Source organism: Pseudooceanicola marinus, from assembly GCF_020177265.1.
Classification (GTDB): domain Bacteria; phylum Pseudomonadota; class Alphaproteobacteria; order Rhodobacterales; family Rhodobacteraceae; genus Pseudooceanicola; species Pseudooceanicola marinus_A.
Genome location: NZ_JAIVMC010000006.1, coordinates 344226 through 360630 on the forward strand (window position 1 = coordinate 344226; position 16405 = coordinate 360630).

Sequence of the window (16405 nt, forward strand, 5' to 3'; positions counted from 1 at the left end):
TATCAGCATATCGCGAGCACCACACAACCCACTGAAATAACTCGAAATCCCTATACATGACAAAACCCAGGAAAGCGACGCGCCACACCATAGGGCTCGCTACGCTGATCCCGTCAGACACGGTCGCTCCTCAAATGACCGGGCACCAACACGGGAGATGGAACACATGAAAAGTCTGGGGAATCCATTCGATCACAGGTCCGACCTGCGCCATGGCGCGGGCTGCAGCTGCAACAGCTGCCAGGCATCGGTCACCGAGGAGGCCGCGCCGGATACGACCGACGCGATGCTGGAACGCGCCATCGAAAGCGCCGTGGTCCGGTCCATGTTCGGCCAGAACGACCTGAGCCGCCGGTCCTTCATGGGCATGCTGGGCGGGGGCACCTTCGCCGCCGCGCTGGCCTCGGTCTTCCCGATGGACAAGGCCAAGGCCGCGATCCTCGACGAGCTGGGCCCGCCGGAGAAGACCGACCTGAACATCGGCTTCGTGCCGATCACCTGCGCCACGCCGATCATCATGGCGCAGCCCCTTGGCTTTTACGAGAAATACGGGCTGAACGCGCAGGTCATCAAGACCGCCGGCTGGGCCGTCGCGCGGGACAAGTCGCTGGCGGGCGAATATGACGCCAGCCACATGCTGACGCCGATGCCCCTGGCGATGACCCTGGGCGCCGGCTCAACCGCCAGCCCCTACATCATGCCCGCGGTGGAGAACATCAACGGCCAGGCGATCGTTCTGCACAACGACCACAAGGACAAGCGCGACCCCAAGCAGTGGAAGGGCTTCACCTTCGGCGTGCCCTTCGAATACTCGATGCACAACTTCCTGCTGCGCTACTACGTGGCCGAATACGGCTTGGACCCCGATGTCGATATCCAGATCCGCGTGGTGCCGCCGCCCGAGATGGTCGCCAACCTGTCGGCCGGCAACCTCGACGGTTACCTGTCGCCCGACCCGTTCAACCAGCGCGCGGTCTGGGAGGGCATCGGCTTCATCCACACGCTGACCAAGGACATCTGGGAAGGCCACCCCTGCTGCGCCTTCGCCGCGCCGCTGTCCTTCGCCCAGGAGCTGCCCAACACCTACGGTGCCCTGCTGAAGTCGATCATCGACGCGACGCAATACGCCCGGGTGCCGGAAAACCGGAAGGAGATCTCCGAGGCCATCGCGCCGACGAACTACCTCAACCAGCCGGTGCCGGTGATCGAACAGGTGCTGACGGGCACCTATGCCGACGGGCTGGGCGAGGTGAAGAAGGTGCCGGACCGGATCGATTTCGACCCCTTCCCCTGGCATTCCATGGGTGTCTGGATCCTGACCCAGATGAAACGCTGGGGCTACATCGAGGGCGACGTGGACTACAAGGGCGTGGCCGAACAGGTCTACCTGGCCGCGGACTGCAAGAAGGTGATGAACGACTTGGGCTACGACGCGCCGGACGTCACCTACACCTCGCACACGATCATGGGGAAGACCTTCGACAGCTCCGACCCGGAGGGCTACGTGAAGTCCTTCCCGATCGGCAAGGGCTGATCCATGACCCTGTCCCTGAACCAGAAATCGGCGCTTCTGTCGATTGTGCTTCTGGCGGTCGGCCTCCTGATCTGGGAGGCCGCCATTCCCGGGCAGAAACCGCTGGAGGAGATGACCGAGTACGAACGTCTCACCGGCGGCGGGGCGCAGAAGGCCGGTGTGCCGCCACCCAGCCAGGTGCTGGCCAAGGCCTGGGAGCAGCTGTCGAACCCGTTCTACGATGCGGGCCCGAACGACAAAGGCATCGGCATCCAGATCGGCTATTCGATCTACCGCGTTCTCAGCGGCTATCTCCTGGCCGCCCTGGTCGCCCTGCCCCTGGGGTTCCTCATCGGCATGTCGCCGATGGCCTACCGGGCGCTCAACCCGTTCATCCAGGTGCTCAGGCCGATCTCTCCGCTGGCCTGGATGCCGCTGGCGCTTTTCGTCATCCAGGACAGCGAGGCCTCGGCGATCTTCGTGATCTTCATCTGTTCGATCTGGCCGATGCTGATCAACACCGCCTTCGGGGTGGCGGGGGTCCGGTCGGACTGGGTGAACGTGGCCCGCACTCATGAGCTGGGCCCGCTGAAGACAGCCTTCACCGTGATCCTGCCGGCCGCCGCGCCGACGATCATCACGGGGATGCGCATCTCCATCGGGATCGCCTGGCTGGTGATCGTCGCCGCCGAGATGCTCGTCGGGGGGACCGGCATCGGCTACTACGTCTGGAACGAGTGGAACAACCTCGACCTCACCTCGGTGATCTTCTCGATCCTCATGATCGGCATTGTCGGCATGCTGCTGGATTCGGCCTTCGCGGCGCTTCAGCGGGCGGTGGCCTATGCCGAGTGATCCCCTGCACAGCGCCAGGCGGGCGGCCCGATCCGCCCGTCCCCCCGCAGCCCCGCGCGCAGCCTCCCGAACCGAAAGGCCCAGGACATGACCAAACCGTTTCTCAGCGTCGAGCAGCTGACCCAGTCCTTCCCCGACGGCAAGGGCGGGACGATGACCGTCTTCGAGGATGCCACCTTCGGGGTGGAGAAGGGCGAGTTTGTCTGCATCCTCGGCCATTCCGGCTGCGGCAAGTCGACGATCATGAACATCCTCGCCGGGCTGGCCGAACCGACCTCCGGCGTGGTGAAGATGGACGGCTACGAGGTGTCCGGGCCCAGCCTGGACCGCGGTGTCGTCTTCCAGAACTATTCGCTGCTGCCCTGGCTGTCGGCCCTGCGCAACGTGATGTTCGGCGTGAAGGCCCGCCATCCCAACTGGTCCAAGACCAAGGTGGCCGAACATTCCGAGGCCTACCTGGCCATGGTCGGGCTCGACGGCGACACGATCCACCGCAAGCCCAGCCAGCTGTCGGGCGGCATGCGCCAGCGGGTGTCCATCGCCCGCGCCTTCGCCAACCATCCCAAGCTGCTGTTGCTGGACGAGCCCTTCGGCGCGCTGGACGCGCTGACCCGGGGCACGATCCAGGAAGAGCTGCTGAAGATTTGGGGCGAGACCAAGCAGACCGTCTTCATGATCACCCATGACATCGACGAGGCGATCCTGCTGGCCGACCGTATCCTGCTGATGACCAACGGCCCCCTGGCCCGGGTGGCGGAATCGGTCGAGATCACGATCCCCCGCCCGCGCAACCGGACGGAGATCGTCGAGCACCCGAACTACTACGCGATCCGCAACCACCTGGTGCAGTTCCTCGGCCGCCGGTCGAAGGAGCTGTCGGGACGCCGGTCGAACGGCACCCCGCAGGTGCCCGAGACGGTGCGGATCACCATGGAGGAGACCGCCGAGCCCGAGGGCGACGGCGACAAGAGCCCGCGGCTTCATGCCGTGCAAAACTGAGGAAGACCCGATGCAAGACAGTTACGAGGTGCCCAAGATGATGAGCAAAGAGGACGTCACCATGATGATCCTGTCGGCCAAGAAGCAGGCCGGCCTGACCTGGGAGGAGATCGCGGAGAAGGTGGGGATGTCGCCGGTCTGGACCCATTCCGCCTGCATGGGCATGAACGCCATGCCCGCCGAGAAGGCCGAGCTGCTGGTGGCCACCCTGGGCCTGCCGCAGGAGGCCGCCAGCGTGCTGGCCGAGAGCCCGACGAAGGTCTGGGAACAGACGGTGCCCACCGATCCCTGCATCTATCGCCTCTACGAGGTGGTCGGCGTCTACGGCCCCACCATCAAGGCCCTGATCCACGAGAAGTTCGGCGACGGCATCATGTCCGCCATCGACTTCGACATGTCGGTGACCCGCGTGCCCCACCCCAAGGGCGACCGCGTGAAGATCGAGATGTCGGGCAAGTACCTGGGCTACAACAGCTGGTAAGCGCCACGGCCCTGCCTGACCAGCGGGCCGACCGGGGGCGCCCCTCCGGTCGGCCCTTTCATTCCGGATGCCCCGCTTGCGAAAGGCCCCGCCATGTCCCGTCCACCCTTGCCGCCCTTCACCGAGGAGACCGCCCTGCAGAAGGTGCGCCTGGCCGAAGACGCCTGGAACAGCCGCGACCCCGACCGGGTCGTGCAGGCCTATAGCGAGGACAGCTGCTGGCGGCACCGGTCGGAGTTCCTGACCGGCCATGCCGAGATCCACGCCTTCCTGACCCGCAAGTGGCAGCGCGAGGAAGGCTATCGCCTGATCAAGTCGCTCTGGGCCTTTACCGGCGACCGGATCGCCGTGCGCTTCGCCTATGAATGGCACGACGAAGGGGGCCAGTGGTTCCGCTCCCACGGCAATGAAAACTGGCGCTTCGACGCCCAGGGGCTGATGGCGGAACGCCACGCCTCGATCAACGATGTGCCGATCGCCGAGGGCGACAGGCTGTTCACCTGGCCCCAGGGCCCGCGCCCCGCCGATCTCGCGCCGCCGCCGGGGCTTTTCTAGGCGCGGGCGAAAACCCGGGCCGAAACACGAAGGGGCCCCTGCGGGCCCCTCCTCTTTCCGTCAGCATTGGCCTGTCAGGACAGCCGATCCTTCAGGCCGAAATAGGCCCCGACCAGCGGCAGGAACCAGGGCTTGCCGGTGTGCATCGGGATCGCCGGCCAGTCGAGGCCCGCCAGCGGGTTGGTGTCCTCGCGCCCCATGGCCATGTCGGCCAGGGCCTGGCCGATCAGGTTCGACATCTGCGCGCCGTGCCCCGAATAGCCCATGCCGTAGAGCATCCCGTCGACCTCGCCCGCGCGGGGGTAGCGGTCCTTCGTCATGCCCACCAGGCCGCCCCAGCAATAATCCATCTGAATGTCCGCGAACTCGGGGAAGAGCTGGGCAAAGCCCGCCCGCAGGATCTCCCCCGACTTGGCGTCGGAGCGTTGGTCGGAGGTGGCCGAGAACCGCGCCCGCCCGCCGAAGATGATCCGGTTGTCCGGGGTCAGCCGCATGTAGTTGCCGATGTTCATCGAGGTCACGTAGGTGCGGTTGCCCGGCAGGGTGCGCGCCACCTCGGCCTCGGTCAGCGGGCGGGTGGCGACGATGAAGGACCCGACCGAGATGATGCGGCGGCGGAAGTGGCGCAGCATCGGCGCCCGGGTGCGCCCGGAATAGGCGCCCGTGGCCACGATCACCCGGTCGGCCTCGACCGTGCCCTTGGGCGTCACCAGCTTCCAGCCCGTGCCGTTGCGATGGCGGTCGGTGACCGGCGCGCCTTCCCAGATGCAGGCGCCGTGCCGCGCGGCGGCCTCGGCCAGGCCGGTCACGTAACGGCCCATGTGCATCATCGCCGTTTTTTCATAGAGCATCCCGCCGTGGAAATCCTCCGATCCGATCTCCCCCGACAGCTCGTCCCGCTCCAGCCAGCGGGTTTCGGGGTCAACCTCGCGGTGGATCAGCTCGAAGTTGGCCTTCAGCCCGTCCACGTGGCTGGCCTTCGACGCCAGCTTCAGCTTGCCGGCGCGGCGGAAGTTGCAGTCGATGCCCTCCTCCGCGATCACCTCCTCGATCATGTCGATCGAGCGATCATAGGCCTTGTAGAGAGCATGCGCCCGGTCGGCGCCCAGGTGCGTCTTGGCACTGGCATAGCCATGGGCGATGCCGTTGTTCAGGTGCCCGCCGTTGCGTCCCGATCCGCCGGCACCGACGTGGTCGGCCTCCAGCAGGGCCACCGAGACACCCTCGCGCGCCAGCTTGCGCGCGGCGTTCAGCCCGGTGAAGCCGCCGCCGATCACCGCCACATCGAAGCGACCCGCGACGGGGCCGTCCTGCGCCGCCGCGAAGACCGGGGCCGTGTCGTGCCAGTAGGATTGATATTTCATGACGCATCCCTCTCTCGATCCCCTGCATCATGTCGCGCCGCGACAGACAGCCGGTGCCGCTGTTGCGGACGCGGAAGCAGGAAATTGCTTTTCCCCGTCCCTTTGCGGCACGCGATGCCGACAGGCGCGGAAACTTCGGTGACCGGCGGCTGACCCCATGGGGGACACTGAGACCGAACTGACCCGAGAGGACGCCCAATGACCAAGCTGCTGCCCATCGACACCGCCCCCGATTTCGCCCCGCGTGAAAACGAGGCCCCCGAGGAACGCCGCATCGAGGGCAACCCCCAGTACAAGACCTGGGAGCTGGACGCCGCCATGGCCGAGGCCGCCAAGTGGGGCAAGATCCGCACCGGCATCTGGGAAGCCACCACCGGCAAGACCGTGTCGATCAAGGGCGAGACCTTCGAATTCTGCCACATCCTGTCCGGCCGGGTCGAAATCGGCGAGGACGGCGGCGAAACCCATGCCTTCGGCCCCGGCGACAGCTTCATTCTGAAGCCCGGCTTCGTCGGCACCTGGAAGACCCTGGAGACGGTGCGCAAGATCTTCATCATCGCCTCCTGATCCTGCCCTCCCCCTGCCCGCGGCGCCCCCTCCTCTCCCGACGCCGCGGGCCCAGGGCGCCGTGTGCTCCCCGCATCCATGCACGGCGCCACCCCGGGGCGCGCGAACCGCACGACATTCGGTTCCGCGCCCCGGACACGGGCGAAACTGCCGCCCGGCCCGGCACCATCGGCATCCGCCCTGTGCGCCGCGCCGCTATCCTGACCGCGTACCGAAGACGCCCGAACGACCCGCGGCGCCACATTCTTCCGGAGAAGCCCATGCTGACCAATTCTCTTGTCGAGCTCGACCGCCGGCACCTCGTCCATCCCGTCTCCTCCTTCCGCGGCCACGAAGAGCGCGGCGTGCGCGTGCTGGCCTCGGCCAAGGGCGCCCGCGTCACCGACGCCGAAGGGCGCGAGCTGATCGACGGGTTCGCCGGCCTGTGGTGCGTCAACGCCGGATATGGCCACGAAAGCGTGGTCGAGGCCGCCGCCAAGCAGATGCGCGAACTGCCCTATGCCACCGGCTACTTCGACCTGGGCGCCGAGGCCCCGATCCGCCTGGCCGCCGAACTGGCGGAACGCAGCCCGGGCGATCTGAACCACATCTACTTCTCCCTGGGCGGGTCGGACGCGGTGGACAGCACGATCCGCTTCATCCGCTACTACTGGCATTCCAAGGGCCAGCCGGGCCGCGACCAGTTCATCTCGATCGCCAACGGCTACCACGGCTCCACCACCATGGGCGCGGGCCTGACCGCGCTGGCGGGCTTCCACGAAGGTTTCGGCGTGCCCTACGACTGGCAGCACAAGATTTCCTCGCACTACCTCTACCGCAACCCGGTGGGCGACGACGCCCAGGCGGTCATCGACGCCTCGGTCTTCGAGCTGCGGTCGAAGATCGAGGAGATCGGCGCCGAGAAGGTCGCGGCCTTCTACTGTGAGCCGATCCAGGGCTCGGGCGGCGTGCTGGTCCCGCCGAAGGGCTGGGTGAAGGCGATGCGCGAGCTCTGCGCGGAATACGGCGTGCTCTTCGTGGCAGATGAGGTCATCACCGGCTTCGGCCGTACCGGCCCGCTCTTCGCCTGCGAGGACGAAGGCATCGTCCCCGACCTGATGACCACCGCCAAGGGCCTGACCTCGGGCTATGCGCCCATGGGTGCGGTCTTCATGCGGGACCATGTCTATGAAACCATCGCCGAGGGCGCCGGCGCCAAGGCCGTCGGCCACGGCTTCACCTACTCCGCACACCCGGTCTCGGCCGCCGTCGCGCTGGAGGTGCTGAAGCTCTACGAAGGCGGCCTGCTGGAGAACGGGCGCAAGGCCGGGGGGCGTCTGATGGCCGGACTGGAAAGCCTGCGCGATCACCCTCTGGTCGGCGATGTGCGCGGACGCGGCATGCTGGCCGCCGTCGAGCTGGTCACCGACAAGGAGAAGAAGACGCCGCTGCCCGCCGAGGTGCAGGCCGCCACGCGCCTCTTCGACCGCGCCTGGGAACAGGGCCTCGTGATCCGCTCCTTCGCGCAGGGCATCTTCGGCTACGCGCCGCCGCTGTGCTGCACCGACGCGGACATCGACGGCATCGTCGAGCGCACCCGCGCCACGCTGGACCTGACGCTGGAAGACCCGGAAATCCGGGCCGTGCTGGCCGGATGAGCCTGCTGCTGATTGCCCCCGACCGGCGCGCGCAGGCTTGGAAACAGGTCTTCGACGCCGCCGGCGAGGACATCATCCTTGGTGAGGCCGCGGTGGAGGACGCCGCGGCCGTCACGCATCTGGCCTGCTGGGTCCCGCCCGCGGACCTGTCGCGCTATCCCAACCTGCGCCTGCTCCTGAGCGTCGGCGCGGGGGTCGACCAGATGCCGGCGCTGCCGCCTTCGGTGCGGCTGGCGCGCACGGTCATCCCGGGCATTTCGCAGATGGTGCGGGACTGGGTGGTGATGGCCACGCTGATGCTGCACCGGGACATGCCGCTTTACCTTGAACAGGCGCGCGCCGGATTGTGGCAGGATCACCAGACCCGCCCCGCCGCGCAAACCCGCGTCGGTATCATGGGCCTGGGCCGCATCGGACAGCTGGTGGCCACGAGCCTGGGCGAGTTGGGCTTCGACGTCGCGGGCTACAGCCGCTCGGGCCGCCCGATGCCGGGCGTGCCCGTGTCGGGCCCCCGCGACCACGCGGCCTTCCTGGGCCGATGCGACATCCTGACCTGCCTGCTGCCCCTGACGGATGAGACCCGCGGCCTGCTGGACGACGCGCTGTTCGACGCCCTGCCCCGAGGCGCGCGGCTGGTCCATGCCGGGCGCGGCGCGCAGCTGGACATGCCGGCCCTGCGCCGGGCGCTGGACGACGGGCGCCTGGCCTCGGCCATGCTGGACGTCACCGACCCCGAACCGCTGCCCGAGACACACTGGGCCTGGGACCATCCCGGCCTGATCGTGACGCCCCATGTCGGCTCGGTCACCGATGACCGAGACGGCGCCCGCCACGCGCTGCAGGTGATCGCCGCCGACCGCGCCGGCACCACGATTCCGGGCCTGATAGACGGTACGGCGGGATACTGAGCCATGGACGCTGGGGGCGAGCGCGATATGCCGCCCGCCGCCCGAATACGGAAGATTCTGCCGCTTCGCCCGCTGAATTTGGCGTTTCACCGAAGGTTTTCCCCGCCAGACTGGTTCTTGCGAAGATACCTTCGACGGCCAGCGGCCCCCGGAAAACAAGGGGTCCCGGGCAAAGGTAGCAGAAACTGCCGCCGCCCTGCCCCGTGCTCCCCCGGGGTGGCCGTCAGACAAAGAATGTTCTGTGCCGCAGACGGCGCATAGAAGAAAGGACCGCCAAGATGGCGACTGAAACCGCAGTGAAACCCCTGACCGCCTTCGGCTACGTCACCTTCGACGTGGTCGGAACGCTGATCGACTTCGAGGGCGCCATCAAGGACGGTCTGGCCGAGATCGCCGCGAAGGAAAACGTGGACGTAGACGGCGAGGCCGCCCTGTCGGTCTACCGCGATGCCCGCTACGAGCCCGGCGCCGGTCTCTTCCCCGATGACCTGGGCCGCTGCTATTCGCGCATCGCCGAGGCCTTCGGCCTGCCCGATACCGAGGAATATCGCCAGCTGATGATCGAACGCGTCGGTGACGCCAAGCCCTTCGCCGACAGCGCCGAGGCCATGGCCAAGCTGAAAGCCCGCTACAAGCTGATCGCGATGACCAACGCGCGTCGCTGGGCCTTCGAGAAATACGCCGAGAAGCTGGGCCAACCGTTCTGGGCCGGGTTCACCACCGATGATACCGGCTGCGAAAAGCCGAACCCCGACTACTTCCAGCAGGTGTTCGACTACGTGGCCAAGGACGGCGGCACCAAGGATGACATCCTGCACACCGCGCAGAGCCAGTACCACGACATCGGCATCTCTCGCGAACTGGGCATGACCAACGCCTGGATCCAGCGGCGCCACGCCCAGAAGGGCTATGGCGGCACGATCGAGCCGAAGGAATACACCGAGCCCGACTACCACTTCCACGCCCTGATCGAGCTGGCAGAGGCCGCCGACAAGGCCTTCGAAGCCTGATCCAAACGGGCCAGTCCGGCGTAAAGACCGGAGCGGCCCATCCCACCCCACTCACAGGGAGAAGACCCATGACCAACAAACCCACCAACTGGACCGGCCGCGATGACGCCCGCGTCGAGCACATGATCCGCCGTGGCGCCTCGCGTCGCGACCTTCTGAAGATGCTGATGGCCTCCGGCGTCGGCGCCGTGGCCGGTGGCTCGCTGCTGATGAAGGCCGGCGCGGCTGTCGCCCAGACCCCCGTCACCGGCGGTTCGCTGCGCGCCGCGGGCTGGTCCGCCTCCACCGCCGATACGCTCGATCCGGCGCTCGCCTCGCTGTCGACCGACTACGCCCGTATCTGCGCCTTCTACAACCGCCTGACCACGCTGGACGAAACCGGCGGCGTGCAGATGGAACTGGCCGAAAGCGTCTCCTCCGACGACGCCCAGACCTGGGAAATCAAGCTGAAGTCCGGCGTCACCTTCCACGACGGCAAGACCCTGTCGGCCGACGACGTGGTCTACACGCTGCAGCGTCACCTGGACCCGGCCACCGGCTCCAAGGTCAACGCCATCGCCAGCCAGATGACCGAGATCAACAAGGTCGACGACCTGACCGTGCGCATCGTTCTGACCGCACCGAACGCCGACCTGCCGACCATCCTGGCGCTGCATCACTTCATGATCGTGGCCGACGGCACCACCGATTTCACCACCGCCAACGGCACCGGCGCCTTCATCTGCGAGACGTTCGAGCCCGGCGTGCGTTCGGTCGGCGTGAAGAACCCCAACTACTTCAAGCCCGAAGGCCCCTACCTCGACAGCTTTGAATTCTTCGCCATCGCCGACAACTCGGCCCGGGTGAACGCACTGATGTCCGGTGACATCCAGATCGCCGCAAACGTCAATCCGCGCTCCATGCGGATGCTGGAAGGCAACGACGCGATCAAGACCTCGGTCACCACCGCGGGCAACTACACCGGGCTGAACATCCGCCTGGACATGGAACCGGGCGCCAGCGCCGATTTCGTCCAGGGCATGAAGCACCTGATGAACCGCGAGCTGATCCAGAAATCCGTGCTGCGCGGCATGGCCGAGATCGGCAACGACCAGCCCGTCTCCCCCGCCAACCGCTACTTCAACACCGAGCTGGCCCCGGCGGAATACGACCCCGAGCGCGCGCGCCATCACTTCGAGAAAGCGGGCCTGCTGGGCACCGAGATCCCGATGGTCGCCTCCGACGCCGCCGCCTCCTCGGTGGACTACGCCACCATCATGCAGCAGGCCGGCTCCGAGATCGGCATGAACCTGCAGGTGGAACGCGTCCCGGCCGACGGCTACTGGTCGAACTACTGGCTGAAGGCGCCGATCCACTTCGGCCACATCAACCCGCGTCCGACCCCGGACATCCTGTTCTCGCTGCTCTACGGTTCGGACGCCAAGTGGAACGAAAGCCACTACAGCTCCGAGCAGTTCGACAGCCTGATGGTCGAAGCCCGCGGTGAGCTGGACGAGACCAAGCGGACCGAGATGTACTGGCAGATGCAGGAGATGATCTCGCGCGAAGCGGGCACCATCATCCCGGCCTATATGTCCAACGTCGACGGCATGGCCAGCAACGTGAACGGCCTGAAGCCCAGCCCCCTGGGCGGCCTGATGGGCTTTAACTTTGCCGAGTACGTCTGGCTCGACGCCTGAGGCCTACCGACCTAAACGCGGTCTGCACGTCCTCCGTGGCGTGCAGACCATTCCCCTTTCCGCCTGCCAAATTCCGAGGTGGCCCTTTGCGACAAGCGCTCAAACCCTGGTTCCTGGTCCTGCAAAGGCTCGGTATTGCCTTTCTGACCCTGATCATCGTTTCCTTTGCCGTCTTCTTCGCCACCGAGCTGCTGCCCGGTGACGTGGCCGAAGTCCTCCTCGGTCAGGCCGCAACCCCCGAGGCCGTGGCCGCCCTGCGCGAGTCGATGGGCCTGGACGAGCCCGCCCTCAGCCGCTTCCTGGGCTGGCTGGTCGGCCTGGCGGGCGGTGATCTGGGCACCTCCTACGTGAACCGGATGTCGGTGGCCGAACTGATCGGCGGCCGCTTGGGCAATTCGCTGCAACTGGCCGGGATCGTGACGCTGGTGTCGGTGCCCGTGGCCCTGACCCTCGGCATCGGGGCCGCCATGTGGCGCGGCTCGCGCTTCGACCGGGCGGTGTCCGTTCTGACCATCTCCGTCATCTCGGTGCCGGAGTTCATGGTCGCCACCCTGGCCGTGCTGATCTTCGCCGTCTGGCTGGACTGGCTGCCCGCGCTCAGCTTCGGCGTCAACGCGGACGGGTTCTGGGCCATGCTGCGCGCCTATGCGATGCCGGTTATCACCCTGTCCTTCGTCGTCTCCGCCCAGATGATCCGCATGACCCGCGCCGCGGTGATCGAGACGATCAACACCCCCTACGTGGAAATGGCCCTGCTCAAGGGCGCCTCGCGCTCTCGCATGGTGTTGCGCCACGCGCTGCCCAATGCCCTCGGCCCGATCGCCAATGCCGTGGCCCTGTCGCTGTCCTACCTGGTCGGCGGGGTGATCATCGTCGAGACGATCTTCAACTACCCCGGTGTGGCGAAGCTGATGGTCGATGCGGTCTCCACCCGTGACCTGCCGCTGATCCAGTCCTGCGCCATGATCTTCTGCGTCAGCTACCTGTCGCTGATCACCCTGGCCGACATGGTCGCCATCCTGTCCAACCCGAGGCTCCGCTGATGACGACACGCACTTCCTTCCTGTCCGCGCTGCCGACCCCGCGCAAGCTTGGCTACAGCTTCAACATGACCGGGCGGATCGGCCTGCTGGTGATCCTGTTCTGGGCCGTGGTGGCGGTGATCGGCCCGATGCTGGCCCCCTACAACCCCGGTGAGATCGTCGACTGGGACTACTTCGGTCCGATGACCGGCGACTTCTGGCTGGGCACCGACTACCTGGGCCGTGACATCCTTTCGCGGATCCTGATGGGCGCGCGCTATACCGTGGGGATCGCCCTGGCCGCCGTCACCATCGCCTGCGCCGGCGGTGTCATCCTCGGGATGATCGCCGCAGTGACCGGCGGCTGGTTCGACATGATCCTGTCGCGCCTGCTGGACGCCTTCAACGGCATCCCCTCGCTGCTGTTCGGCCTGGTCACCGTGGCCGCCGTCGGCTCCTCCATTCCGGTGCTGGTGCTGACGCTGGCGGCGATCTACCTGCCCGGCGCCTACCGCTTTGCCCGGGCGCTGTCGGTCAACGTCAACACCATGGATTTTGTCACCGTGGCCCGCGCCCGGGGGGAAAATACCCCCTACCTGATCGTGCGCGAGATCTTCCCCAACATCCTCGGGCCGGTCCTGGCCGACCTCGGCGTGCGCTTCGTCTTCATCGTGCTGGTGCTGTCGGGTCTGTCGTTCCTCGGTCTGGGCGTGCAGCCGCCGAACGCCGACTGGGGCGCCTTGGTGCGTGAAAACATCGAAGGCCTGTCCTTCGGCGCGCCGGCGGTTCTGTTCCCCTCGGTCGCCATCGCCACGCTGACCATCTCGGTGAACATGTTCATCGACAACCTGCCCATCAAGATCCGCGACAGGAGCGAATGATGACCAAGCCCCGCGTCACCGTCAAAGACCTGCAGATCGGCGCCACCACCGATTCCGGCCGCGATGTGGAGATCATCAAGGGCGTGTCCTTCGACATCGCCCCGGGTGAGATCATCGCCCTGATCGGCGAAAGCGGATCGGGCAAGACCACCATCGCGCTGTCGCTGATGGGTCATACCCGCACGGGTTGCCAGATCCGCGGCGGCCAGATCACCCTGGGCGATCACGAGATCACCGGCCTGACAGAGCGCCAGCGCGCCGCCCTGCGCGGGACCAAGGTGGCCTATGTGCCGCAATCGGCCGCCGCCGCCTTCAACCCGTCGAAGCGGATCATGGATCAGGTGATCGAGATCACCGCCATCCACACGCTGATGTCGCGCGACGCGGCCGAGAAGAAGGCGGTGGAGCTGTTCCGTGCCCTCGCCCTGCCCGATCCCGACGACATCGGCGCGCGCTATCCGCACCAGGTGTCGGGCGGCCAGTTGCAGCGCCTGTCGGCCGCCATGGCACTGATCGGCGATCCGGAACTGGTGATCTTCGACGAACCCACCACTGCGCTGGACGTGACCACCCAGATCGAGGTGCTGCGCGCCTTCAAGTCGGTCATGCAGCAAAGCGGCATTTCCGGCGTCTATGTCAGTCACGACCTGGCGGTCGTCGCCCAGGTGGCGGATCGGATCCTGGTGCTGAAGGGCGGCGAGGTGCAGGAAGAGGGCACGACCGAACAGATCCTGGAGGCCCCGACACATCCCTATACCCGCGAACTGCTGGCCGCCTTCGACCCGGTGAAACACGAGGCCAAGCCAGCCGACCCCTCGCGGCACGACCAGACGCCGATCCTGGAGGTCAGCCACCTGCACGCGGGCTACGGCGACATCGTGAAGGGCGAGCCGACGGTGAAGATCCTGAAGGACATCAACTTCAAGCTGCCGCGCGGCCGCAACCTCGGCGTCATCGGCGAATCCGGTTCGGGCAAATCGACCCTGGCGCGGGCCATCGCCGGCATCCTACCGCCCTACCAGGGCGACGTGCTGGTCGACGGGCACGAGATGCGTCCGGGCCTGAAGGCGCGCTCGAAAGAGGAGCTGCGCCGCGCGCAGATCGTCTTCCAGCTGGCCGATACCGCGCTGAACCCCTCGCATTCCATCGGCGCCATCCTTGGCCGCCCGCTTGGGTTCTACCACGGACTGAAAGGCCGCGCCCGCGAGAAGCGGGTGATCGAGCTGCTGGACATGGTGCACCTGCCCGCCAACATCCGCCACCGCCTGCCGGGCGAGTTGTCGGGCGGTCAGAAACAGCGTGTGAACTTCGCCCGTGCCCTGGCCGCGGAACCCGAGCTGATCCTGTGCGACGAGATCACCTCGGCACTGGATACCGTCGTCGCCGCCGCCATCATCGACCTGCTGAAGGAACTGCAGAGCGAGCTGGACCTCAGCTACATGTTCATCAGCCACGACCTGTCGACGGTCGAGGCGATCTGTGACGAGGTGCTGGTGATGTACAAGGGCGAGGTGGTCGAGGCCCTGCCCGCCGCCGAGATGTCGGCGCGCGCCGAACACCCCTACTCGCGCCTGCTGATCTCCTCGATCCCGCAGCTGGACACCGGCTGGCTGGCCTCGCTGGAACGCGATCCCAAGCTGGTCGAACAGTTCGCCATGCGCTGATCCCGTGGGGGCCTCTGACCGGGGCCCCCGTCTTTCCGACCGCCCGCGGTTGATGGCCCTACAGCTTGTCCTCAAACAGGCGCGTCAGCGGGATCTGCGTCTTGGAAAACGGCGTCTTCATCACCACGAAGCTGAAGTACTTGTCGATCCCCACCTCGCGGTCGATCAGCCCCTCGATGATCGTCTGGTAGTCCGAGATCGAGGCGGCAATGAACTTCGCCAGGTAGTCGTAGCCGCCCGACACCAGATGGCATTCCACGCAGCTGTCGACCTTCTCCAGCGCCTCCTGGAAGCGGGCGAAGTCGATCTGGCGGTGGTTCTTCAGGGTGAATTCGGTGAAGACGGTCAGCGTGTCGCCCAGCTTGGCCAGGTCGATCTGGGCGCTGTAGCCGGTGATGTAGCCGGCCTTCTGCAACTTCTTCACCCGCATCAGGCAGGGTGACGGCGACAGGTTCACGACCTCGGCCAGTTCCACGTTGGTGGTGCGCCCGTTCCGCTGCAATTCCGACAGGATCTTCAGATCGACGCGATCGAGTTTGTAGCTGGCGCTCATGGTGTGTCCTCGTGCCGCCCGGACGTTGCGGTCTCGTCGCATCGCGTGAACAGGGTCTGGCCATACCATCGTAATTTCGGGCAATTGTCCATATTTGCCGCGACCGCCCGGGGGTGCCAATGTCGGTCAGACACCGACGCAATCTTCTGCCTGTCAGTATGCGAGCATGAGTGGAATGTGCTGCCAACCCGTAACCTTCGGCAGCTTTTTCCGCCGCGTTGGCAGGACAATCGCGGCAAATGAACGACCAGTCGAGGAGACGGACATGACGAGCCACAAGATCGCGCTTATCCCCGGGGACGGGATCGGCGTGGACGTGACCGAGGCGACGATGCGCGTGCTGAGTGCCGCGGGCGACAAATTCGGCTTCAGCCTTGCGCCGGAGACCTTCCCCTGGTCCTGCGAATACTACCTGGAAACCGGCGCGATGATGCCCGAGGACGGGATCGAGACGCTCTCAGCCTTCGACGCGATCTACCTCGGCGCCGTCGGCTGGCCCGACACGGTCCCCGACAGCGTCTCGCTGCACGGGCTGCTGCTGCCGATCCGCAAGGCCTTCACCCAGTACGCCAACATCCGCCCGCACCGCCTGCTGGCCGGCGTCGAAGGCCCGCTGAAGGCCGAGGGCTTCGACATCCTGTGCATCCGCGAAAATACCGAGGGCGAATACTCCGGCGCCGGCGGCCGCGTCCACCAGGGCCAGCCCAACGAGGTCGC

16 protein-coding genes are annotated in these 16405 nt (G+C 66.5%); 14 read left to right on the forward strand and 2 right to left on the reverse strand.

Annotation, left to right across the window (positions count from 1 at the left end):
- Positions 1-166 precede the first annotated feature (166 nt).
- From LC066_RS12500 to LC066_RS12520, 5 genes are all read left to right on the forward strand, one after another.
- Positions 167-1534 carry a CmpA/NrtA family ABC transporter substrate-binding protein gene (locus LC066_RS12500; RefSeq protein ID WP_224899432.1) on the forward strand — a complete coding sequence of 456 codons (1368 nt, stop codon included), beginning with the start codon at positions 167-169 and terminating at the stop codon, positions 1532-1534.
- 3 nt (positions 1535-1537) lie between these two features.
- On the forward strand, positions 1538-2368 hold the full coding sequence (ntrB, locus tag LC066_RS12505; protein ID WP_222481398.1) for a nitrate ABC transporter permease: 831 nt from the start codon (positions 1538-1540) through the stop codon (positions 2366-2368).
- 87 nt (positions 2369-2455) lie between these two features.
- Positions 2456-3367: an ABC transporter ATP-binding protein gene (locus LC066_RS12510; protein WP_224899434.1), complete on the forward strand. Its 912-nt coding sequence runs from the start codon at positions 2456-2458 to the stop codon at positions 3365-3367.
- A 10-nt stretch (positions 3368-3377) separates the two neighbouring features.
- A complete protein-coding gene (gene cynS, locus LC066_RS12515) occupies positions 3378-3848 on the forward strand; it encodes a cyanase (RefSeq protein ID WP_224899436.1) in 471 nt (156 codons plus the stop codon).
- A 93-nt stretch (positions 3849-3941) separates the two neighbouring features.
- Positions 3942-4403: a DUF1348 family protein gene (locus tag LC066_RS12520; RefSeq protein ID WP_224899446.1), complete on the forward strand. Its 462-nt coding sequence runs from the start codon at positions 3942-3944 to the stop codon at positions 4401-4403.
- A gap of 74 nt (positions 4404-4477) precedes the next feature.
- Here the strand turns inward: LC066_RS12520 and LC066_RS12525 are convergent, their stop codons facing one another.
- Positions 4478-5767 carry an NAD(P)/FAD-dependent oxidoreductase gene (locus LC066_RS12525; RefSeq protein ID WP_224899449.1) on the reverse strand — a complete coding sequence of 430 codons (1290 nt, stop codon included), beginning with the start codon at positions 5765-5767 and terminating at the stop codon, positions 4478-4480.
- Positions 5768-5965: 198 nt separating this feature from the next.
- Between LC066_RS12525 and LC066_RS12530 the strand changes: the two genes are divergently transcribed.
- The 8 genes from LC066_RS12530 to LC066_RS12565 all read left to right on the forward strand — a co-directional run bounded on the left by LC066_RS12530 (position 5966) and on the right by LC066_RS12565 (position 15135).
- Positions 5966-6334 (forward strand): cupin domain-containing protein, encoded by a 369-nt coding sequence (locus LC066_RS12530; RefSeq protein WP_224899453.1) that lies wholly within the window; start codon positions 5966-5968, stop codon positions 6332-6334.
- 260 nt (positions 6335-6594) lie between these two features.
- Positions 6595-7971, forward strand: coding sequence for an aspartate aminotransferase family protein (locus LC066_RS12535; protein WP_224899456.1), 1377 nt, complete (start codon positions 6595-6597; stop codon positions 7969-7971).
- On the forward strand, positions 7968-8879 hold the full coding sequence (locus LC066_RS12540) for a 2-hydroxyacid dehydrogenase (protein ID WP_224899459.1): 912 nt from the start codon (positions 7968-7970) through the stop codon (positions 8877-8879). The genes LC066_RS12535 and LC066_RS12540 overlap by 4 nt, the downstream gene beginning before the upstream one ends.
- 278 nt (positions 8880-9157) lie before the next feature.
- Positions 9158-9889, forward strand: a complete 732-nt coding sequence (locus tag LC066_RS12545) for an HAD-IA family hydrolase (protein ID WP_224899463.1) — start codon at positions 9158-9160, stop codon at positions 9887-9889.
- 68 nt (positions 9890-9957) lie between these two features.
- Positions 9958-11568 carry an ABC transporter substrate-binding protein gene (locus LC066_RS12550; protein ID WP_224899466.1) on the forward strand — a complete coding sequence of 537 codons (1611 nt, stop codon included), beginning with the start codon at positions 9958-9960 and terminating at the stop codon, positions 11566-11568.
- 86 nt (positions 11569-11654) lie between these two features.
- A complete protein-coding gene (locus tag LC066_RS12555; protein WP_224899469.1) occupies positions 11655-12611 on the forward strand; it encodes an ABC transporter permease in 957 nt (318 codons plus the stop codon).
- Positions 12611-13471 (forward strand): ABC transporter permease, encoded by an 861-nt coding sequence (locus LC066_RS12560; protein WP_224899472.1) that lies wholly within the window; start codon positions 12611-12613, stop codon positions 13469-13471. The genes LC066_RS12555 and LC066_RS12560 overlap by 1 nt, the downstream gene beginning before the upstream one ends.
- Complete coding sequence (locus LC066_RS12565; protein WP_224899475.1) at positions 13471-15135, forward strand: ABC transporter ATP-binding protein; 1665 nt, start codon at positions 13471-13473, stop codon at positions 15133-15135. Before LC066_RS12560 ends, LC066_RS12565 begins: the two co-directional genes overlap by 1 nt.
- A gap of 58 nt (positions 15136-15193) precedes the next feature.
- Here the strand turns inward: LC066_RS12565 and LC066_RS12570 are convergent, their stop codons facing one another.
- Complete coding sequence (locus LC066_RS12570; RefSeq protein WP_222481420.1) at positions 15194-15688, reverse strand: Lrp/AsnC family transcriptional regulator; 495 nt, start codon at positions 15686-15688, stop codon at positions 15194-15196.
- Positions 15689-15953: 265 nt separating this feature from the next.
- Here LC066_RS12570 and LC066_RS12575 point away from each other — a divergent pair.
- Positions 15954-16405, forward strand: a 452-nt coding sequence (locus tag LC066_RS12575) for an isocitrate/isopropylmalate family dehydrogenase (RefSeq protein ID WP_263625081.1), incomplete at its 3' end; no start/stop codon positions are given.